Here is a 21,014-nt window from a genome sequence, read left to right on the forward strand (position 1 = left end):
CATTGAGTAGACAGGACGCGAAGTCAGCGCCGGCGGACCAGGCGGGGACGCAAGGCCGTCGGCGCGGCGTCGCCCCGCTCCACAATCGACACCACACCGGCCGGTGTCGGCGCGTCGAGCAGTTGCCGTAGCTCGACCTCGACACCGAGTGCGGACCGGATCCGGTTCCACAGCCGCATGACGGTCAGCGAAGTGCCGCCCAGGGCGAAGAAGTCGCCGTCCGCGCCGACCCTCGGGACCTTCAGCACCTCGGCGAAGATGTCCGCCACGGTCGACTCCAACGGTGTGCTCGGCGCGCGCCCGGTGACCGGCACGGCCGGCTCGTCCAGCCGCTCCAGCGCGGCCCGGTCGACCTTCCCGTTGTGGTTGAGGGGGATCGCGTCGAGCCGCAGCCAGGAGGTGGGGACCATGTAGTCCGGGAGTTCGGCGGCCAGCGCAGCCCGTAGGTCGACGGCCTCCACAGCCGTGTCAGCGGTGTAGCAGGCCCGCAGCACGAACACACCCTCCGCGCGCCACACCAGCACCACGGCCACCTCACGCACGTCCGGCAGCGCCGCCAGGTGGCTCTCCACTTCAGCCAGTTCCACCCGGAAGCCCCGGATCTTCACCTGATGGTCGGTTCGTCCCAGGCAGTCCAGCAGGCCGTGCCCGGTCCACAGCGCGCGGTCACCGGTGCGGTACAGGCGTTCCCCGCGGCGGTCCACGAACGCTGCGGCGGTCAGCTCGGGGCGGCCCAGGTAGCCGTCGCCCAGGCCGTCGCCGCCCACGTACAGCTCGCCGGGCACACCCAGCGGCTGTGGATTGCCGTCGTGGTCGAGCACCCAGGCGGTCGCGTTCGCGATCGGGCGGCCGATCGGCACCCGACTCGCGTACCGGGACTCGATGCGGTGGGTTACCGAGAACGTGGTGTTCTCCGTGGGACCGTATCCGTTGACGAACACCGCGTCCGGGCACACGGCTGCGGCCATCGCGACGTGCCGCCCGGAGACCGCCTCGCCGCCGACCACCACCTGGCAGCCCGCGAAGATCGTCGGGTCCTGCTCGACGAGCTGGTTGAACAGCGTGCTGGTGAGGAACATCGTGTTCGCCCGATGGGCGGCGATCGCCGCGCCCAGGTCACCCGCGTTGAGCACCGCGGCGCCGGGGACCATCACCAGCGTGCCGCCGTTGAGCAGCGCGCCCCAGAACTCGAACGTGGTGGCGTCGAACGCGATCGCCCCAGTCTGGAGCATCCGGGTGGTGGGCGAGAAGTCGACGTAACCATTGCCGCGCACCAGCCGGACCACCGCGCGGTGGTTCACCAGGACGCCTTTGGGGAGCCCCGTCGTGCCCGAGGTGTACATGACATAGGCGGCGTCCAGCGGCCCGATCTCGACCTCCGGCGGCGGATCCGTGTCGTGCGGCCGGGTGGGGTCGAGCACCGGGACGTCCACGCGGACGTCCTCATCGGCCAGCAGCAACGCCACGCCACTGTCGGCGAGCAGGAAGTCCCGCCGGTTCGCGGGCCACGCCTTGTCGATAGGCACATACGCGCCGCCGAGCCGCAGCACGGCCAGTACCGCCACCATCAGCCCGCAGTTCTTCTCCAACAGGAACGCCACCCGGCTGTGCCGGCCCACCCCGTGGCGATGCAACATGCCCGCGAGGCGTCCCGAGCGCTGGTCCAGCTCGCGGTACGTGAGGGAGCCGTCTTGGTCGCACACCGCGACCTGGTCCGGGCGGGCGGCGACCTGCGCGGCGAACAACGCCGGGATGGACGCGTTCCTGGGGTATGGGGTGCGCGTGGCGTTGAAGGCGTGCAGTTCGGCCAGTTCGGCGTCGGTCAGCATCGACACCTCGCGCAGCGGGGTGTCGGGCCGGTCAGCGAGCTGGTCCAGGACGTTCGCGAGGTGCCCGAGCATCCGGCCCACGAACGCCACGTCGTGCACGTGGACGTGGGCGTCGATGTGCAGCCGGTTCCCGTCCGCGGAGACGACCAGGTCCGCGCCGTCGCGAGCGACGTCCGTCCCCTCGACGACGCACACCAGCTTCGGCGCCGCCCGCACCGCCCGCAGCTCTACCAGCCCTTCGGTCACCGCGGCCCGGTGCTCGGCCAAGGTGGTGTCGGCGGGCATCCGGGCAACCAGCGTGCCGGTCACCGCGCCCCGCCGCACACCGATCCGGACCTCGTCGCCGTCGCCGTACTTGCGGGCCACCACGAGGGTGCCGGCCAGCAGGTCCACGCCCGAACACGGACGGGAGAGGGTCCGCGAGCGCCGCAGCGCACCGCAGTCCACCGGCAGCGAGCAGGCGTCGCCGAACGGGAACCCGGCCGTCACGTCGATGTCGTCGTCGAACACCAAGGATTCCCCCAAACCCGTCGCCGTCACCCCGACCGACTCTAGGTCCCGGGTTCCCCCGGCGGCGGCAGCGCGGTCGGCAGGAGACCGGCAGCTTCACCAAGCCGGAAACCACGGTGGCGGTCACCGCGGTCCGGTCACCACCCCCGATCATCCGGTTCCCGGTCGAGCACTGCGCGACCGAGTTGCCCACCCCGTTGACGGGAATGCTGGGGTGTCACCCCTGACGACCTTTCCCACCCATGAGTGTTCCTCCACGTGTCATCCCTCAGCGATCAAGATCAGTGCGTACACGCTGCACAATTTGGGTGCGGGCTGACCGACATCAGGCCGAGGTGGAGCAGGTCGGGGATGGGTCAGTGACCGGGTCCACCCACGAGGAGTTGGCCCGGTTGCGGGCCGAACAAGCGCGGTGGGCCAAGGAGAAGGCCGAGTTGGAGATAGAGCGTGATGTGCTCAAGCGCTCCGTGGTCCTGTGGGTGAAGGACGCGATGAACCAGTGATCGTGGCGGAGTTCATCGCGTTCAAGAGGACCATGTTTGGTGTGCCGCATGCGATCGCCTGCCGGGCTTTGAAGGTCTCGCAGTCCTGGTTCTACAAGTGGATCAACCGCACACCCACCGCCCGTGAGCAGCGGCGGGAGCGGTTGGATGAGCAGATCAGGCGGTTGTTCGCCGCCTCGGGTGGTACCTATGGCAGCCCGCGGATCGCCCGTGATCTACGGGAGGCCGGCTGGAGGATTTCGGAGAACACCGTGGTGGCGCGGATGGCTGAGCTCGGTCTGGCCGGCCGACCGGCGACACGGCGGCGGTCACCGACACGACAGGGCAGACGGACGGCGGCCCGGGACCTGGTCCGGCGCACCTTCAACGCCGTGGCACCGGATGTGCTGTGGTGCGGAGACGTCACGCAGATCGACACTGATGAGGGACCGCTCTACCTCGCCACCACCGAGGACCTGTTCTCCCGTCGAATGCTCGGCTATGCCATGTCCGCACACCACGACGCAGCCGTGGTGGTGGCTTCGCTGCGGATGGCTGCCACGACACGAGGTGGTGACGTGGACGGGGGGATTTCCATACCGATCGCGGATCGGAACATACCGCCGCGGAGACCGCGGCAGCCTGCCGAGCGTTGGGTGTGGCGCAGTCGATGGGCCGGGTCGGGTCCGCATTGGACAAATGCTGCGGCCGAGGCGTTCAACAGCACACTGAAGGTCGAGTTCGTGCACCGACACCGGTTCGCCACCCGCGCTGAGGCACGGATCAAGGTCGCGACCTGGATCGCGGACTTCTACCACACCACCCGCCGCCACAGCGCTAACGACGGGCTGGCCCCGATCCCGTTCGAGCATCAGATGACACACGCACGAGCAGCGTCAACAGTGCAGGTCAGGACCAAAGTGGCACAAACCGTCTCCACGATTTGAGGGGATTGACAGTGAGGATCTGCCACACAGTGGAAGCAGCGACCTTGATGCCGAGAACGAGAAGCTCGCCGTGGATTCGCCGGTAGCCCCAACTCGTGTTCTCCTTGGCCAGGCGCAGGACCAGGAAACGAATCGACCGGATCGTGCGTGGTCGGCTTGGACGCCCGGTCGAAACACTGTGGCGTGGCGTCGGCGGAGCAGATCACGATGCCAGCGCAAGATCGTGTCCGGGCGCACGAGCAGGCGGAGTCTGTGCAACGTCTGACGTGGTAGCCGGTGTAGAAGCGCGGCGAGCACCACCCGGTCAGCCTGACCGAACCGCACCCTCGCGTCGCCGAGTTGGCGTTGCAGCACTCCGATCTCGTGGCGCAACACCAGGATCTCGACGTCCGTATCCCGGCCGGTCGTTGGAAGCAGGCGAAGCATGGCGAAGGTATTCGTGAAGCCGAGGTAGGCCAGTCGCAGCAGCACGGCTGGTCATCCTGCCGTAGGGCCGCCGAACGGAGCGAGCGAACGGTGCTGATTCACCGTGTGCAGCATCTGGCCAGCACGGATGAGGTTTTCGGCAAGTGCAGGGTCGGCACTGCCAGACGGTCCGGGTCCGGCAAGCAAGGCCGGAAGGTGCAACGAGAGCGAACCAGTGGGTGACGCCCCGTAAGAGTCGAGTCGGCTCCAACCTGGTGGATATGGGCCGATATGCAGTGCGTGACGCCGTCCATTTAGGACGGGATCAACTCCGAAGCCGTCTGTGTTCGGCGGCGTGGAGGCCGCGGTGAAAGCAAAGGTCACCAGCGCTGGAGTGACCGCACACCAAGCTGGCGATCGAAGACGAACTGGCTTGGCCATTCCGCGGGTCAGCCCACCACGGACTGCACACGACATCGATGCGCAAGCCGAGGTGTCGTTGCAGGACGGTGAGTTGGTGACACAGGGCGAGAATCTCGACATCTGTCTCACGGTCGGTCATCGCCAGTGGACGCAGCGCGGCGAAGGGGTGGGCAACAGCGAGGTAGGCGAAGCGGACAAGCATGAGCCGCGATCATGCCGGATAGTGGGCGATCACGCGCCAATGCCTGTCTGGCCTGCACGGAGGTATCTGTCGGCACGTACAGGTCCGCGACTGGGGCCGCATCGCTCGCCTGCGAACGATGGGCCGGTCGCGACCGATCAGCGGGCGTCCTCGATGTCGTCATCCATCGCAGGGCGACCTTCCTCGGACGCGGCAACACGCTAATCGTCCTGATGGCTTTCGCCGTCCGGGTGCCCGCAGCAGTTCTTGTACTTGCGGTTCGTCCGGGGCGTACAGAAGCACAGCCTCCCCCTGCTCGGAAGCCGGACGGTCAACCGCATCGCCGCCACAACCAGCCGTCCCTGGTCGATGGCGCGTGTGAGGCTACTCGAGTCGTCCGACACCATCCCCTGAAGGTTGCGGCCGAACGCAGCGACCAGCACGCCCTTGCGCGTCGCGCGGTACCAGATTGGCAGAAACGACAGGGACATGTCACGAATCAACGGTTTGTCACCGGCCAGAATCGTCAACCTGTCCCGGTCGAGCACGGCTTCGAGCACCGAGTCGACCTCCGCCACCTCGCCAGCGCTATTGACCTCACTGAAACCGAAGTCCCGCAACGACTCCAGGACGGTGTCGATGGTCTTGCCGTTGTCATCTATGCCGATGCCGCCGTAACAATCGACGACGATGCCCGCCAGACCACTGAACACGATGCACTCGGTCTCGAACTGACCATCGGTCAGTCCCGTTACCTCCCCCGGATACCAGATCACCCCCGAAGGGTGACAGGTCGAATGCACGAGCGTCACGCGATCCTGAGGGGCGGGGCTCACCACAACCAGCAGTTGCGCCTCGCCCGACTCCTCCAGCGGCTGTCCACACGCGAAGCAGAACCGACGCCCCTGCGCCATCCGTTCAAGCAATGGCTCAAGGTCAACGTCAGCCAGCCGCTCACGTACCTCCCTGGCCACATGGATTCGCCGACCTGTCACCGTGGCAAGTTCGCCCGTCACACCCATTGCTGACAGCAACGCCGCCGTCAGGCCCTTCGGAAGGTCCCGCATCGCCTGCAGTATCCGGACTATGTCCGCGTTGTCGCCGTCTGGGCACCGGATCGCCACCTCCAACACGAGCGCTCTAGCGGCAGCGGACCAGTCACCGTAGGACTGGAACGCCGCCCTGGCCTTGCTCACCGCAATCAATGCCAACGCTTCGTTGCCTTGCGCCTCATAGGCTCGAGCGAGGCTCATTTCCGCCTCGCCAATCCGGCTGGCATTGTCCAAGCTGAGGGCCAAATCCCGGCTCTTGGTGAACTCGACGATGGCCTCGGCTGTCGCATTGCACTGCGCCAGTTGTGCGCCGAGGTTGTGGCGCAGTACGGCCTCGAGGTCAGTCATTCCCAAGCGGCTCGCAAGCTCTGTCGACTGTCTCATTTGGTCCATAGCCTTGTCGAGATCGCCGAGTTTGGCGATGCACCCGGCCTGGTTGCTGAAGATCGTCAGCATGGTGAGGTGGTCTCGGTTCGCTGCTGCCACAGGCAGTGCAAGGTCGTACTCGGCTGCGGCTTCCGCCCATTTGTCCATCCTGGCCAGGACGTTACCGAGCGTCAGGCGGCTCCGCATCAACTCCAGCGCAGCCCCACTACTTTCCGCCAGCTCTACAGCCTTGCGCGCGGCGTGGATCGCCTCCTCTCGCAACTGTCGTCGCGAGTACATCGCCGCCAAGTGGCGAAACGCCTCCGCACGCACCGAAGGCTTTACGGTTCCCGCTGGCGCGTCGGCGATGGGTCGCAGCACCCTGCCAGCTTCATGCCACAAGTTGTTATGTACCAATGCTTCGCCCAGCAATGTCTGGGTAGCCGCAAGAGACGGAGACGGACCTCCCTTGGCCAAGGTAGCGACTGTCCTCCGCAGCAACGGGATCGCCCGGTCGGTCCTGCCGACCTGCCGCAATAGGATCGCCTGTTCCTCGATCACCTCTGCCACAAGTAGGTCGTTACCGGTGCTCTCGGCGATCTCCACACCCTGTTTGAACATTTGCTCGGCGTCGTCATGCTGTCCCATATCACCGTACAACCGGGCCAAGTGAGCCATCGCTCGCGCCGCCTGCGCCGCGTCTCCGATTCGTAGGGACAGGTCCACGCACTCGGCGAGCGCGGCCATCGCCTCGTCGACTTCTCCGGCATATCTGGACCGGACCCCCAGCGCCCGCAACGCCGTGACTTGGCCCTGTGCATCACCGATCTCGCGGTAGATGCGCAACGCAGTCCGCAGCGCCTCGTTGGGCTGCTCACCATCCACGGCAACGTTCGACAAGCCGAGCTCCATCAAGGCTTCGGCCTCGATCTCTCGACTGCCCATCGCACGTGCCCGACGCAACGCCGACATGGATCGTGCCCGCGCGTCGTCGTCCTTGCCGGACAGCCGCAATACGACCGCGAGGTGCGTGTCCAGGTTCGCCAACAAGCCGATCAGCCCAGCACGGGTCGCCACCTCGACCGCGTTACGAAGGTACTGTTCGGCTTTGTCCAGCTGACCGTTATCCATATGTGCTATACCGAGATTGTCGAGCGACTGGGCCAGCATCGCATCATCGTCGAATGCACGCCACGTCCGCAGCGTTCGCCGGACCGCATCGATGCCCTCGGCCGTATGGCCCAGACTCAGTAGCAGCCCACCGTAGCTGCTGTACGCGGCGGCGGCCTTGTGCGCGTCCCCAGCGGCTCTGGCAACTTCGGAACTTTGCCGGAACAGGTCAATCGCCTCGTTGGAGTTGCCTCGATGCGCCTCGGCCGTGCCAAGGTTGTGTAACGCGCTGGCCAGCCACTGCTGATTCCCGGTCAGCTCCCCCGCCTGGCGAATGCACCGGCAGGCCCGAGTCAGTTCGTCCCAGTGGGACAGGTACCGCAGGACGTGGATCAGGATGTCGGCAAGCGTCACCGCGCGATCCCACAACTGGGCTTTGCACGCGGCCTCGGCCATCGCCAAGGCGCCGCCCCTGGTCGCTTCCAATACGGCGAGGGCCCCACGATTGGTCTCCGCAGGTATCGTGGCCTCTTTGTCCAGGAAACCGATCGATTCAGCGGCGTAGCGGAGCCGCGCCGCATACGCTAGACAACCGTTCAGGATCACCTGCTCACGCCAAGTCTGCTCTGCGTCGGCCGCCTTCATCCGGGCGAAGCGGTAGAGCACGTCGTGCAGGCGATAGCTATCGTGTTCCTGCTGCTCCACGAAGTTCAGCTCGAACAACTCGTCCAGCAGGTGCGCGGCCCGGCGGATGGTCGCCGTGGTCAACTCGCCGTCCGATATCGCCCCGGTGATCACGTCCAGGGTGACCGTCGTGTTCGGCAACAGGCCGAGAGCACGGACCAGTTGGACCTGGTCCGTCGTTAGGTGCTCGTAGCTGTACTCGATGATGGCGGCCATCGAGCGCTGACCGGCGGACAGTTCGGCCAGCCCGTGATCCGGGTCGGCCATCCGTTCCAGGTACTCCCGGACGGCCAGCTTCGGCCGGCTCCTCACCTGTGCGGCAGCGATCAGCACCGCCAGCGGCAGCCCGCCGCACACCTCCGCCAGGGAACCGCTTTCCTCAGCGCTCAGCCTGGATGCCCTGCCAGCGGCTAGTTCCGCAGCGTCATCAAGCGCCAATGGCTCGATCTCGACCAGATCGACACCGTCTACATCCAGCCCGGTCAGCCGGGACCTGCTGGTGCACACCACGGCGAACCCGTCGTCGATACCGAGCAGTTCCCGCAGCGCCCCCTCGGTGGCGACATTGTCGACCACGACCAGGATTCGGCGGCCAGCCAGCATAGCCCGCAGCCGCGTGCGCTGTTGCTGATGGGTCTCGTTCGGCCGCGTGCCAGCGTCCATCACATCCGACAACAGTCCAACGAGATCGGCGCCACCAGGCGGCACCTCAAGCAGGTACTGCCCATCTGGGAACTGCTCGGCGGCGGACTCCGCCAACGCGAGTGCGAATTCGGTTTTGCCCACGCCCGGGGGGCCGGTGATCACCACCAGCGGACGGCAATCCCGCGGCGTGACCAACATTTCCCGAGTACGTGCCAGGTCCGGACCCCGGCCGACCAGCGCTCGGGCCCTACGCGGCAGTCCAACTGGCCGGGCGGTGGGCACGGACAGGTACCGTTGGCAGATCCAGCGCAGCCCGGGTTTGGCCAGCTCCTCGGCCAGCGCGTTGCCGTCGATGACCTCCAACGCGAGGCTGTGCTCGTTCCACGCCCATTCGACCAACGCAGTGCGTTTGTCTACGCGTAGGTCAGATCCGCACAGCGCGTAGACCATGTCGACCGAGCCGCCGGCCATGATCCCACGGATGTCAGACCTGATCTTGCCTGGCAGCCGGTCCTCGGCGGTCAGCGTGCAGGCAAACACCAGCTTGCGGCCGTCACGCTCACCCCGAAAGGACTCGAAGTCCCGCCCCTGATCGCCGCCACCCGCCACGGGTCCGGTCGCCGGCAGGAGGTTCGTGCAGATCCCGGTCTCTCGCACGAAGTGGCGGCAGAGCGTCTCGAACTCGTGGTGGCCGTTGTCCGGGCTCATCCTGGACAGGGCGTACCGGATCAGCAGCTTCGCCTCGGCTGGGTTCATCACGGTCGGTGACCCTAGCCCAACCCACCGACAATTCACGGACGCGCCGGGCGGAGTTCGTTCGGATGCTTGCGTCGACTTCGCCCCCGACCTGTCAGGCTGGCGTCCCATCGCTGCTGCCATGTCTGGCCCTGGTAGTTGGTCACCTACATCAGGATGATCCGAGCGGGTTGGCCGCGCTCCTGGCAGATGGCCGGCGCGCCTTGCCAGACGTGGTCACCAGACGGGCGAGGTCAAAGCGGAGGAAGTCCTAACTCTGCTCTTGCTCCGAGTCCTCGGTCAGCGAAGGTGTCGGTGACCCGGCTTCGATGTTCTGAGCAGCGAGACGACATTGCGACGGGTCAGCCTTCCCGCGCCTCGACCTCGCTTTGGAAGAACACCCGATGCGTGTCATCGTTGTCAGCCCACAGGATGAGCTTCACCGCCACCACGTCAGCGGTCTGTTGGTCGATGGCCTTCACGACTCAACCGCACCGCCCTCGCGCTGCTGACCGACGACCGGGAAAGCGCCGCCACCGCGCTGGTTCTCCTTCGGCACGACCACCTACCGGTCCACTACCACACGCGCCTCGATCTCAATTTCGCTGACGCGAGCACACAACCCACACGTGTTGCTCGGTGCCCCTCTCCGGCGACGAGCCCGGGGTGTGCTGCGAAGGATGGTCCGCAGCAGACACAACAAGAGTCGCACGTGTCTGATGGACCGTTTACAGCGCATGCAAACTTTCCGGACAACCGGCCCTGTTGGAGCGGTTCAGCCGTTGCTGACTGCGGCTCTATCCATGGATCGAACAGTTGACGCCAGTTCACGGGCTCGGGATGAGCTGATGTGGAGTTGCTTGCGGAGCGTTTCCGCCAAGACTGGGCGGTTTCGCTGTGTCCAGTGGCGCTCGTTGATCCGCACCGCGGCATTCAAGTGATCACCCAGCACCGCCGGCGATGAACCCGAAAGCACCGGCGTAGTTGCACCGTCTTGTGGCACGGGTGCGGGCTTGACCTTGTCGTTGCCGCTGATCAGGTCGTGAAGCCGGGAGTGCGCCTCCGCCGCAAACGGGGCGATGCCGAGCATCCACAATAGATCTGCGGGCGCCTTTTGCTTCCACTGGCGACCGAAGTGGACACGCAGCAGAGTGCGAGTGCGCCGAAGCTGAGCTTCCATGTCCAACGCAGCGCGGTAGCTGGCAATCTGCCACAGCACCATTCGCCTCCACAGCAGGAACGTTGGCCACGGCGACAGTATCCATCGCCCCAACGGGATCCGGTCGCGGACATAACCCGCAGCGCCACCAGCACGCCTCAGCAGAACCCTGCGGCCTGCTTCGACCATGACCAGCAGCATCAGCGGCGCTACGGCATACAGACCGATAGCAACGGGATCTGGCCAGCCCGCAGACACGTTCGCGGCGACGGTGCCGACCGCGAGCAGACGGGCCAACTGTCGAAGCCAACCGATCGGATGCGCCGTCCACGCCAGGACGAGGTCTAGGACCACGACTCCGACGAGCCCGCCATCGATCCCGATGGGCACCATCGGCATACGCGCCGGTTAAGGCGGTGGCCACCCGCGAACACCGTGGCCGCCATGACCGACCAGGACGTGCTGGTGGCCGTGAGCTTCTGGCGGCTGAACGAGAGCGCAGCGGTCGCGGACGAGCAGGCACGTACGCACGGCGCCAAGGTCTTCGCCATCACCGACACCGCCCAGACGAAGGCCGCGATCAAGCGGCCGGGGTGCGATGGTGCCGGTTCGAACTGCTCCACCGGCAGCCCATGAGCCTCGGCTGGTGCAGTGACCGGATAGGTTCGCCTGGTTTGTCAGGCCGCTGTGGTGATGGGGCGTCCTCCCCTGTGGATGCTTTCTCGCTGCGGATGCGTGCTCGTTCTCGGCGTGGCGCGGCCAGAACCCTCGGGTGGCGATCGCCGCTGCCACGGCAAGGAGAATCTCGTGGTTCGCGGGCCTATCGGAGGAACTCGACTCGCAGGCCGTCTTGACGCAAGACGATCAGCTTGCCATGAGTACTGGCCCACACCCTCGGGATGAGGAAGTACGATCCCCCGTCTACAAAGGCCAGTCGCAGACCCTCGTAGCGGTGGTGGTAGCCATCCGCGCCCCCTGGCAGCGTCGTCTTGCTTGCGTCGGCCTGGTCCAATTGTAGATCTTCCTTGCTGTAGAGCAGCACAGGCTTGGTGTTCTGCTCGGGGTACTCGATCACTTGTCGGGCCAGGCCGCGTCCTACCACTTTGGCGAAACCGTCGACACCCGCGAACAGGAGCAGAGCCACCAGGAAACCTGTCAACAGTGTGGTAACGAGGCCGGGCTCATCCAGGGCCCTGCGACGGGAGGTGGGCAGTTTTCTCCATACTGCCCTCCGCAATGCGTTGCCATACCAGACACTCAATATCACGACTGCCAGCAAGAACGGCGCAAAGAGTTCAACATATGCACGTGGAAGCGGCCCGAGCAGGGCGAGCACTCCACCGATTGCCACCAGCCCGAGCGCTCCGAACGGCACCATCATGGAGATTCGCAATACCGACCGCAGGCGCCGAGGATCGCCAAGTCGGGTCCGCAGCCGCCGGTCCAACCACAGCAGAACCAGTGCGATGCCAGTGATCAGGACCAGCGGCACGTACAGCGCGCCGACGCTGCGCGCCAGGTAGGCGGGTATCGAGGGTTCCTGCAGGAGGCTCGCGTCAAAGCCCAAAGCCGAGCACTGTGCAATCCGTCGTACTTGTGCGAAGTAGACCAGCAAGGCGACGACCAGCGTCACCGGCGGTATGACCGTGGTCAACCATTCCACCCAGGCTGGTCGACCATGGGACTGCTCAGCCACTACATGCTTTCTGAGGAGTCACCGTAGGCGCGGTGAAACGGATTCGGGCGTTTGGAAAGCGGTGATGGGCGTCGACGAGGCGAGCGAGAAGCCCAAGAGCGAGCTTGTCGGCGCAGAAGGCCACGCTGCCGACCGCGTCGAGCGATTTTTGGGCGTCCTTCCACTTTGCGGGGTCCTTGTCGGAGGCGGCGGTGCAGGCATTGCGAAGACCAACGTAAAGAGTGGTCGTTGTGGCGTCGTCGCCCAATGAGCCGATCGCCGCACAGTCTCGGCTGGTGAAGGCCGCTTTCCAGGCGGGAGGGGCCAGTTCGACAGGAGGTCCTTCGCAACTCTTGACCGGGGGTCGACTGCTTACCGATGAAGGCGCAGAAGTAGCAGGCCGAGACGTGCAGCTGGGTGGTGCGGGTCCCACTGGACCGGGTGGCACCCAGGCGATATCAACGGAGTCCTGGCCCTTCGTCCGCGGAGAAGTCGTGGTCTTGGGCGGGCCTACCGTGTCCGTTGGAAAAGACGAGCCGCTGGGTGGCGTGACGTGGGCATCCACCGACGGGGGTGGTGCCACATCTTGGGCGCACGCGGTTACCCACAGCAGTATCAGAATGTGCGCCAGCACTCGTACTCGGACCATGCCTGTCTCCTCGCCCCTGCTTGTCCTGTCAGCGGTGACGGCGGATTTGTTAGCTTTAGTGTGAGTATTCACCCGACCGGTGGCCCGATACGGAGGCCGGGTTCCTCGCGGCGAGCGCCACGATCATGGCAACGACCAGCACCTTGCCATTGATCAATGACTCGGTCGGCACGATCCTCCGAACCGACGAGCATCCGTTACCTGGAGAGTCGGGTGTGGTGGTGGAACCGTGACAGCGCGGACGGCTATGGCGAGCACGATGTGCAGGCAAGGGTGGTGTGCGGCGGATCTGGGAAGGGGCGCGTCCGAAGTGGTTCTTTGCCCTTCGCCCAAGTCGACCCGACAACTCCGCGGCCAGCCGGACATTTTCTCCGGCCCGGCGGATCTCATAGCGAGTGCACAGTCGCAGCACACTGGCTTGGACGACCATGCCGTCGCAGCATCGTTTACGTTGGCCATGACGACGTGATCGCGTCGGGAGTCGGGGAGGAATCAGATGCGCAGGAGCTTGTCCCTGGTGCTCGGCGTCGCCGCAGCTGCGGCCGCACTGGTACCGGGGGTGTCGGCGGCAGCCACGCCGAGTGCGGTGCAGTGGAGGGCGTGCCCGGAGGATGCCGCGTGGCCCGGCCTGGAGTGCTCGACGGTCCAGGTGCCGCTGGACTACCGGCAGCCGAACGGGCGGAAGATCGACATCGCGATCTCCCGGCTGGCGAGCCAGCACCCGGCGCAGCGGCGCGGGGTGCTGCTCACCAACCCGGGTGGTCCGGGCCAGGGCGGGCTCCAGTGGGCGGGTCAGCTTGGCCAGGGGCTGCCCCAGGCCGTGCGGGACGCCTACGACGTGATCGGGATGGATCCGCGCGGCGTCGGCCACAGCACGCCAGTGACCTGTGATCTCACCGAGGAGCAGAAGGCACAGGGCAACCTGCCGTACGCGAACAATCCTGGCGATGTGGTGAAACAGGCCGGAATCGCCAAAACCGTCGCCCAGCAGTGCGCCACCTCGGAAACCGGGTACCTGCTGCAGCACGTCACCACCGCGAACGCGGCTCGCGATCTGGACCGGATCCGGGCAGCCCTCGGCGAGCCGAAGATCTCGTACCACGGCGTTTCCTACGGCACCTATCTCGGCGCGGTGTACACGCAGCTGTTCCCGCAGCGCACCGACCGGATCGTGCTCGACAGCAACCTCGGGCCGGGCGGGTACGACCGCACGGCCATGCGGCTGTTCGGTCGTGGCATGGCCGACCGGTTCCCGGATTTCGCGAAGTTCGCCGCCGCGGACAACGCGACATACGGACTGGGCGCCACACCCGAGGAGGTGACGGCGAAGTTCTTCGAGCTCGCCGCGCGGCTGGACCGCAAACCGGTCGGTGGGGTCGATGGTTCGCTGTTCCGCGGCCTCACCTTCGGCATCCTCTTCAGCGACTTCCGTATGCCGGAGCTGGCCGGGAACTGGCGGCTGCTCGACCGGGGCCAGCCACTGCCACCAGCCGTGCCCGCGTCCGACAATGCCTCCGCCGCCCGGCTCTACACCCTCTGCGGCGACTCCAACTGGCCGAAGTCGGTGCTGCGGTATCAAGTGGATGTCGAGGTCGACCGAGTCAAGTACCCGATGCTAGGCGCCTCCGGGGCCAACATCACGCCGTGTGCGTTCTGGCCGGCCGAGCCGGTCGAACCGCCTGTGCGCATCACCGGCGAGGGCCCGTCGAATGTGCTCCTGCTGCAGAACCTCCGCGACCCGGGAACGCCGCTGGCCGGTGCCCAGAAGCTGCGGCGGGCCTTCGGTGACCGGGCCAGGATGGTGACCGTCGACGCCGGTGGGCACGGTTCGCTGTTCGCCAAGAACAAATGCGGTGACAACGCGGTGACCACGTTCCTCACCACCGGGCAGCGACCGGCGCGGGATCTCGCCTGCGCAGCCGAGACCGGCTGACCGGATAGCCTGGACAGCACCACGTCGAGTGCACGCGGCAGGACGAGACCTGGGACACCGAAACCGCGATCCGGAGATCGCGACGGACGCGGGTGGCCATCACTCGCCTGTTCCGACCCGCTGCCCGGTTGTGCGAGTTCTCGCCGAAGCACGTCGTGCAGCGAGCGGGGAGGCTGCCCGGTGATTCGCTTGACGCTGTCGGTGACGTGATTCCCGAAGCGACAAAGGGTGTCGACCTGAGCCAGCATGGCTGCGAGGACGAGATCGTCGCCGGGGCAGCTTCTCGTCGGTCAACGCGCGCCGCCGCAGTCGCGATGTCGGCGACATCGACGAAACCGACGGCCGCACCACGGCCCACTCGTCGAAGATCTCGGGAAGGGCCTGATGCACGCGAATCGGCTATCCGGTTCAGTAGCTCACACAGTTGCCGGACCAGGTCGGCGGAGGTCCGGAACGTACGCCGCGGTTGGGCTGGACGGTGGGTCACTGTTCCGCGGGTGGCTGGAACCGGTCCTCGCGGGGCCCCACCAGTTGTTCGTAGCGGGTCCTGACGCTCGCCGGGTCACCGCTCGCCTGGGTCAGCAGGTGATTCCAGTAGTCCTCTACGTAACGCAGGAAGTCCTGCCAGCCGCTGGTTTCGGTGGTGAACTCCTGGAGCAGGACCATGCGCTGGTTTACGGCCAGTTTGCCTTCGCCGATCTTGTTCTGCTTGTGGCCGTGGAAACTGGACTCGGGGTTGGCGTTCTTCTCGGTGGAGCGCCAGGTGTGTTCGTAACCGACGGGGCTACTGGCGCCGGGTGCGGTGGTTTCCATGCCGATCTGCAACGCGCCGTCGGTCTTGGCGTCCGGCGGCTGGAATCGGAGGAACAGATGACCGTGGCCGCCGTCCGGGGTGACCACGTCCGAGTTGAAGTCCCTGCTGCCCCAGCCGCCCGCGGTGACGTCGATGCCGTAGGTCCGGGAGTCCTCCACCGGGATCTTCAACCGGGTGTCCGCCTGGTGCACCGCCATGTTACCCACCCCGGTCAGGAAACCACCCCGTTCTTCGAACCGGCCGGTCCCCGGTTCGCCCTTCTTGTTCTTGCCGATGCTCATCCGGTGACTGCTGAACTCGCGCCGCTCGGCCGGGTCCACATCCTTGCCATCGTCGGTCAGGCCGACCCAGTTGGTCAGGTCGAACGGTGTGTCCCCGGTGCCGAGCTGGGGGATCCGGATGTTGACCCGGCCGCCGTGGGCGAGCGCCCTGGCCACGTCGCCTTCCCGGTAGTCCACGTGCCGGTCATCGCGGTACACCTTCAGGCCGTTCTGCAGGATCAGGAAGACCCTGGTGAGAATGTCCCGCGCTCGGTCGACCTTGGCGGCGGTGGCCTCGCTCCCCTCGCTCCCCTCGGCCTGTTCGGGCGGTTCGCGCGGGACCAGGGTGTCCACGAAGGCGTCCCGGATCTGCCGGTTGTGTTCGTCGGTGAAGGCCCCGACCTGCTCGGGTGACAACCCTTCCGGTTTGAGCAGACGCAGCGTGCGGCCAAGTGTGTAGGCGGGGCTCTTGTGTGATTCGGCACCGTATCCGGCGGAGCTGTCCCTGTTCCACGCGATGGTCGCCACAAGCAGTCGCTTGCCCGGCTCCTGCGCCAGCCACCGCTTGTAGTCCGCGGTGTCGTAGTAGGTCACCGCTTCCTGGTATTCGCCGATCCCGACCGTACGCAGCCAATCAGGGGCGCTGCCTTGGATCGCGGCCAGGTCGTCGTCGCCGAACAACGGCCCTTTCGTCAGGCGCGCCGTGAGCGCGGCCCGCACGTCCCGGTTCACCATCGGATCACGGCCGACCGCTCGGACGGCCCGCTGGGTCAGGGACGGCGATCCGAGCAGGGACGCGGTCAGCGCTGCCCGGGCGTCCGCCGGCTCGGCCGTGTCCTCGTCGTCGGACGCGCGCTGCACCGTCCGGATCATCTCGGTCACGGCGGCGTTGCCGACACTGCGTTGCAGCGCCCGCAGCGTGTCCGGAAACGGGCGCACCGCGTCAGCCGGGCGGACGGTACTCCGTGACGGACCAACGGGCGTCTTCTTCTCCGGTCTGCCCTGCGCGTGCATCACCGACTCCCTCCGCGTCACGAACGTTTGAAGAACTCGATCTCGCCGAGTGCGATCGACCTGCCGGGAGCCTGGGCGGTGGCGGCGCGGATCACCAGGCGGATGGCGACCACGTCGCTGATGCCGGTGTTGGTGGTCTGCGGCCCGGGTTTGTCGGCGACAGTGATCGGCACGGTGCTTGTCTCGCCGGTCGACGTGGTGACGACGAGGTCGATCGCGGTGGGTCGAGCCTGCTTCGCGAAGACCGCGGGGTCGGTGGACGCGCCGGGCGTGATGATCACGCCCACGAGCCGGAACGGCTGGGCGAAGGAGAACTGGACCGAGTCGCCGACCGCGGGCGCACCCCAGAACTGATTGCTGGCCCCGTCGGTGGTCGCGGTGGCCGGGTGGCCGGGCACCTCCGCGCTGCCCGAGGTCTGGATCGGGTTGATGGCAACGGGTTTGGACAGTTTGTCACGTGCGTCCGACACGAGGTCGGCGATGAGCGGATACAGCAGGAAACCGGCGACAACGAGGGCAACAAGGAGAATGAGCACGACGATGCGGCGGGGCCACGGCGATCCGCCGCTCCTTCGCCATTGGAACCAGCGCTTCCGCGCGGTCTGCTGACTGGCAGGGGTTTCAACGAGCGAGGATCCACAGTGGCGGCAGAACTTGGCTCCGGAGGCGTTCACGGTTCCACACACCTTGCAGCGCGGGCCATTCTGCGCGGGCTCGACCGCTTCGGACATGGGTCTGGCCCGCCGTTGTGTGATCGGCCGCGCGGGTTCAACCGCGTGCGGCTGATCGGGTACAGGCGCCACCGGCGCCGGTGACACGGGCTCAGGATCCTTGGGCTCAGGCTTCAGCCAGGTGAGGTATGTGCCGCAGTTGCCGCAGAACTCGTCGGTTTCGGTGACGGTCGCACCGCAGTTCGGGCAGGTGCGCATGTCAGTCGCCTTCCTCGTCCGGCGGACCGGGCAACACTTCGACCCGGCAGGTCAGATGCGCCGGGCACACCGCGTCCACCATGGCGGTCACCCGCGTCGCGTCCACCTCGGCCCGCCCGGGCCACACCCGCACGACGACCTCGCCGACCTGTGCTCCCGGCAAGTCGTCCTCGGCGAACGACGACCACGCGGCCTCTCCACTGTTGCCCACCGACGCGCGCACACCGAGGCACAGCCACAAGCGATCGACAAGTCCGCGCGCGGTGCCCTGCCATCGATGCAACTCCACGGCGTGCCGGACGACCAGGCGGCGCAGCTCCACCGGCCAGCCAGGATCCAGACCGGCCGCGACCCAGGAACCCAGCCAGGTAAGGAAGTCGTCCGGCGTGACCCGGGCGTCCAGATACGACGGCAGATTGTCCAACGTGGACACAATGGTCGACAGCACGGCGTCAAGACCCGATGTGAACCGCTGCGCGAATTCGTCTCCGGCATACATCGACGGCAGCATGTCACCAAGTGGATAACGGCTCGGCAGACCGGGCAGCGCGGCGCGGCTCATGTCACGACCACCTGATGCTGGTAGGAGAAGACCAGCGCGTTCGGCTCCAGCTCGACCCGTTCGACGATCGAGCCACGCCTGCCGGTAACCGGGTCGGCCGGGTAGATCCGTACCTCTTCGACCAGTCCGACACCGGGAACCCTTTGCAGCACCGAGAAAACCTCGCCGAACTGGACGGCCCGGCCGAAGTCCCAGCCGGTTGCGGCCATGCCACCACGCAACGGATTGAAGTAGCGGTACAACGCGTCCAACGCGTCCCGCTGAACGTCACCCGCGCTGCCGTTGGACACGAGCCGGGCGACGACCGTAACTCCCTGGTAGCGCGGCGGTTGCACGACCAGGCGGGTGCCGATGAGCTTGCGTTCGGACAGCTCCTTGCTGATCGCGGACAGCATCGTGCCGGGCGGAATCAGCTGTTCGAAGCGGAGCCGGTCGCCTTCGTCGGCGACGACCTCGGGCACCACCAGCACCCGGACCGCGCCTGGTTCGTCGCCCACGGGCAGGCAACGGATCCGGGCGGCGGATGGCGCCGCCTCGCGGGCGATGTGCTCGTAGTCCGCCGCGGTCACCGCGCGTTCCTGGATACGCAACTGCTGGGGTGCGCGGATCTTGGCCTCGGCCACGGTTTCGCCGTCCACTCCCCCGCCAGCGGCTTCACGGTTCTGGACACTGGCCACGTACGGCACCGAGCTGCGCAGCACCGAGATGGCCGCCCGCGCCACGTTGCCCGATCGGCCGCCACCTGTGCGGTAGCGCGGGATCCTGATGTACTCGCCCTTGCCGGGCACCGCGCCGTACGAACGCAGTGTCCCGTCGGCTTCCCGGACGGCGGGGGGAAATTGCAGCTCGCCGTTGGCCGCGTCCAGCACCACGTGCCGGTCGTCCGGGCCGGACCGGCCGAAGTGTTCGACCACGGTCCAGTCCTGCCAGCCGTCGACTGACGACACCTGAACCGCGACTGGTTGCGCGTCCAGCAGGATCGGCGATCGGGGGACGCGGAATCTTTGCCCTGGCACACCTTCCGACGTCCCGATCGGCACGTCGGTCATGCTCTCGGCATGCTCGACGGTTGTCGTGCCGCCGATGGTGAACGCCTCGGCGACCCGGACCGTCGGTGTCTCCGAGTAGAACGGCACGCCCGGTTCACGTTCCGTGACACGGCACCGGATCCAGCCCGCGCGGATGCCACCGACCACGGCGAGTGCGTGCGAGTCCGGGATGTTCAGGACCACGTCACCGGGCCGGTTGAGCCCCCCGGTGGTGTCCTCGTCGGTCTGGCACGGGGTCCACGTGCTGCCGTCCCAGGCCTCCCAGATTAGCGGCGGCTGGGTCGGGTCCACGCCGATCCCTTCGACCCGGCTGTCCAGCCGTACCGCGATCACGCATCGCGGCACCGCGTTGGACAAACCGAACAGCATCGAGTCGCCGGCCACCGGCGCCGCCTGGAAACACGGGACGTCCCGGCCCGCACGCAGGTCGTTGGTGCGTTCGACCTGCTCGCCGGACGCCGAGATGGTGACCAGGCGGTCCAGTTCGCACGGCACAATGGGAAGTTCGTCGACGGTCGCGAAGACCACGGCCGCGCGCGTCTCCGTCGGCACGGTTGCCACCTCGGTACCCACCGGCAGCAGCACGGTTTCCAGCTGCGGAGCAGCCAACCGGAATGTGACGTCCGCTCTGGCGGCGGCCGGCGGGAAGAGCTTGACACCGAGCAGGTCGAGGAACGCCAGGTAGTTCTTCTCCGGGACCCGGTTGAGCCGGTAGACCAGCTGGTCGACCATGTGCGCGAAGACCTCGATCAGGGTCACCCCCGGGTCGGACACGTTGTGGTCCGTCCATTCCGGACAACTTTGCTGGACGTACCGCTTTGCCTCGTCGACCAGCTGCTGGAACCGCCGGTCGTCCAGGTTGGGCGAAGCGAGCGCCATCAGGCATCCTCCCCCTCGGACGGGATGGTGTAGAAGGGAAAGACGAGGTTGCGCTGGTCGTTGGTGGACCGGATCGAGTAGTGCACGTCGATGTACAGCAACCCGGATTCCACCGAGTCGAACGCGATACCCACGTCGGTCACGTCGATGCGGGGCTCCCAGCGCTCCAGCGCGATCCGCACCTCGTGCCCGATCCGGCCCGCGGTCGCGCCATCCGTGCCCGCGAACACGTATTCGTGAATGCCGCAGCCGAACTCCGGCCGCATCGGCCGCTCACCGGGAGCGGTGCCCAGCACCAGCCGGATCGCCTCGGCGACCTCCTGCTCCCGTTCGACCATGCCGATCCCGCCGGTCGGCCCGACCCGCATCGGGAACCCCCAGCCGCGGCCGATGAACCGGTCACTCATCCGACACCGCCGATCAGCACGTTGACCGCGCCGGTGACGATGTTGGCCTGGCAGGTGGTCCGGTCACCCATCCGGGCCGCGGGCAGACCACCGATCAGCACCGGCCTGGTCAGCTCCGCGGGCGACGGGATGACCACATTCCCGGTGGTGAGCGCGGCGTGCGGCGGGATCGGGCACACATGCAGGCTGCCGACCACCGCGGCGGGCCGCCCGCCGATCAGCACGGTCTCCACCCTGATCGCGGCAGTGGGCGGCGGGGTGGTGATCGTGCCGCCGTGGGACGTCTCGTCTCCGGTACGCGCGGCGGGTGGCATC

General features: G+C 66.8%; 15 protein-coding genes and 1 pseudogene. 4 read left to right on the forward strand and 12 right to left on the reverse strand.

Annotated elements, in window-relative coordinates; genetic code table 11:
• Window positions 1-23: 23 nt before the first annotated feature.
• Complete coding sequence (locus EV192_RS31265; RefSeq protein ID WP_132121817.1) at window positions 24-2,369, reverse strand: non-ribosomal peptide synthetase; 2,346 nt, start codon at window positions 2,367-2,369, stop codon at window positions 24-26.
• 329 nt (window positions 2,370-2,698) lie between these two features.
• Here EV192_RS31265 and EV192_RS54185 point away from each other — a divergent pair, with 329 nt between their 5' ends.
• Entirely contained in the window at window positions 2,699-2,842 is a 144-nt protein-coding gene (locus tag EV192_RS54185) for a hypothetical protein (RefSeq protein ID WP_165960705.1), read from the forward strand.
• Between the two features lie 2 nt (window positions 2,843-2,844).
• Window positions 2,845-3,768, forward strand: coding sequence for an IS3 family transposase (locus tag EV192_RS31270; protein ID WP_279494529.1), 924 nt, complete (start codon window positions 2,845-2,847; stop codon window positions 3,766-3,768).
• Between the two features lie 1,230 nt (window positions 3,769-4,998).
• Here the strand turns inward: EV192_RS31270 and EV192_RS31285 are convergent.
• Together EV192_RS31285 and EV192_RS31290 are read right to left on the reverse strand one after the other, a co-directional pair.
• Window positions 4,999-9,390: a tetratricopeptide repeat protein gene (locus tag EV192_RS31285; protein ID WP_165960706.1), complete on the reverse strand. Its 4,392-nt coding sequence runs from the start codon at window positions 9,388-9,390 to the stop codon at window positions 4,999-5,001.
• A 754-nt stretch (window positions 9,391-10,144) separates the two neighbouring features.
• Complete coding sequence (locus EV192_RS31290) at window positions 10,145-10,927, reverse strand: DUF2637 domain-containing protein (RefSeq protein ID WP_132121823.1); 783 nt, start codon at window positions 10,925-10,927, stop codon at window positions 10,145-10,147.
• Window positions 10,928-10,972: 45 nt separating this feature from the next.
• Between EV192_RS31290 and EV192_RS31295 the strand changes: the two genes are divergently transcribed.
• Complete coding sequence (locus EV192_RS31295; RefSeq protein ID WP_132121825.1) at window positions 10,973-11,164, forward strand: phosphoheptose isomerase family protein; 192 nt, start codon at window positions 10,973-10,975, stop codon at window positions 11,162-11,164.
• A gap of 184 nt (window positions 11,165-11,348) precedes the next feature.
• On the opposite strand, the gene EV192_RS31300 is transcribed toward EV192_RS31295, so the two are convergent.
• A complete protein-coding gene (locus tag EV192_RS31300; protein ID WP_132121827.1) occupies window positions 11,349-12,182 on the reverse strand; it encodes a hypothetical protein in 834 nt (277 codons plus the stop codon).
• A 34-nt stretch (window positions 12,183-12,216) separates the two neighbouring features.
• Window positions 12,217-12,471, reverse strand: a complete 255-nt coding sequence (locus EV192_RS31305) for a hypothetical protein (protein WP_132121829.1) — start codon at window positions 12,469-12,471, stop codon at window positions 12,217-12,219.
• A gap of 877 nt (window positions 12,472-13,348) precedes the next feature.
• Here EV192_RS31305 and EV192_RS31310 point away from each other — a divergent pair.
• Window positions 13,349-14,785 (forward strand): alpha/beta hydrolase, encoded by a 1,437-nt coding sequence (locus tag EV192_RS31310; RefSeq protein WP_132121831.1) that lies wholly within the window; start codon window positions 13,349-13,351, stop codon window positions 14,783-14,785.
• Between the two features lie 483 nt (window positions 14,786-15,268).
• On the opposite strand, the gene EV192_RS31315 is transcribed toward EV192_RS31310, so the two are convergent.
• The 7 genes and pseudogenes from EV192_RS31315 to EV192_RS31340 all read right to left on the reverse strand — a co-directional run bounded on the left by EV192_RS31315 (window position 15,269) and on the right by EV192_RS31340 (window position 21,013).
• Window positions 15,269-16,873: a PE-PGRS family protein gene (locus tag EV192_RS31315; RefSeq protein WP_132121833.1), complete on the reverse strand. Its 1,605-nt coding sequence runs from the start codon at window positions 16,871-16,873 to the stop codon at window positions 15,269-15,271.
• A gap of 17 nt (window positions 16,874-16,890) precedes the next feature.
• Window positions 16,891-17,409: an NADase-type glycan-binding domain-containing protein gene (locus tag EV192_RS56160; RefSeq protein ID WP_243727232.1), complete on the reverse strand. Its 519-nt coding sequence runs from the start codon at window positions 17,407-17,409 to the stop codon at window positions 16,891-16,893.
• 96 nt (window positions 17,410-17,505) lie between these two features.
• Window positions 17,506-17,802, reverse strand: a pseudogene (locus EV192_RS57195) (zinc-ribbon domain-containing protein); the annotation flags it as partial.
• A 1-nt stretch (window position 17,803) separates the two neighbouring features.
• Window positions 17,804-18,364 carry a phage tail protein gene (locus tag EV192_RS31325; protein ID WP_132121837.1) on the reverse strand — a complete coding sequence of 187 codons (561 nt, stop codon included), beginning with the start codon at window positions 18,362-18,364 and terminating at the stop codon, window positions 17,804-17,806.
• A complete protein-coding gene (locus tag EV192_RS31330; protein ID WP_132121839.1) occupies window positions 18,361-20,292 on the reverse strand; it encodes a putative baseplate assembly protein in 1,932 nt (643 codons plus the stop codon). Before EV192_RS31330 ends, EV192_RS31325 begins: the two co-directional genes overlap by 4 nt.
• Entirely contained in the window at window positions 20,292-20,699 is a 408-nt protein-coding gene (locus EV192_RS31335; protein ID WP_132121841.1) for a GPW/gp25 family protein, read from the reverse strand. The genes EV192_RS31330 and EV192_RS31335 overlap by 1 nt, the downstream gene beginning before the upstream one ends.
• Window positions 20,696-21,013 carry a PAAR domain-containing protein gene (locus EV192_RS31340; protein ID WP_132121843.1) on the reverse strand — a complete coding sequence of 106 codons (318 nt, stop codon included), beginning with the start codon at window positions 21,011-21,013 and terminating at the stop codon, window positions 20,696-20,698. Before EV192_RS31340 ends, EV192_RS31335 begins: the two co-directional genes overlap by 4 nt.
• Window position 21,014 lies beyond the last annotated feature (1 nt).

Source organism: Actinocrispum wychmicini, assembly GCF_004345645.1.
GTDB classification, from domain to species: Bacteria; Actinomycetota; Actinomycetes; order Mycobacteriales; family Pseudonocardiaceae; genus Kibdelosporangium; species Kibdelosporangium wychmicini.

What these genes read in the sequence shown, in the direction of transcription:
- EV192_RS31335 (WP_132121841.1), bottom strand. Translation starts at nt 20,699, where the DNA reads ATGAGTGACCGGTTCATCGGCCGCGGCTGGGGGTTCCCGATGCGGGTC.
- EV192_RS31285 (WP_165960706.1), bottom strand. Translation starts at nt 9,390, where the DNA reads ATGAACCCAGCCGAGGCGAAGCTGCTGATCCGGTACGCCCTGTCCAGG.
- EV192_RS31315 (WP_132121833.1), bottom strand. Translation starts at nt 16,873, where the DNA reads ATGCACGCGCAGGGCAGACCGGAGAAGAAGACGCCCGTTGGTCCGTCA.
- EV192_RS31330 (WP_132121839.1), bottom strand. Translation starts at nt 20,292, where the DNA reads ATGGCGCTCGCTTCGCCCAACCTGGACGACCGGCGGTTCCAGCAGCTG.
- EV192_RS31295 (WP_132121825.1), top strand. Translation starts at nt 10,973, where the DNA reads ATGACCGACCAGGACGTGCTGGTGGCCGTGAGCTTCTGGCGGCTGAAC.
- EV192_RS31340 (WP_132121843.1), bottom strand. Translation starts at nt 21,013, where the DNA reads ATGCCACCCGCCGCGCGTACCGGAGACGAGACGTCCCACGGCGGCACG.
- EV192_RS31290 (WP_132121823.1), bottom strand. Translation starts at nt 10,927, where the DNA reads ATGCCGATGGTGCCCATCGGGATCGATGGCGGGCTCGTCGGAGTCGTG.
- EV192_RS31310 (WP_132121831.1), top strand. Translation starts at nt 13,349, where the DNA reads ATGCGCAGGAGCTTGTCCCTGGTGCTCGGCGTCGCCGCAGCTGCGGCC.
- EV192_RS31325 (WP_132121837.1), bottom strand. Translation starts at nt 18,364, where the DNA reads ATGAGCCGCGCCGCGCTGCCCGGTCTGCCGAGCCGTTATCCACTTGGT.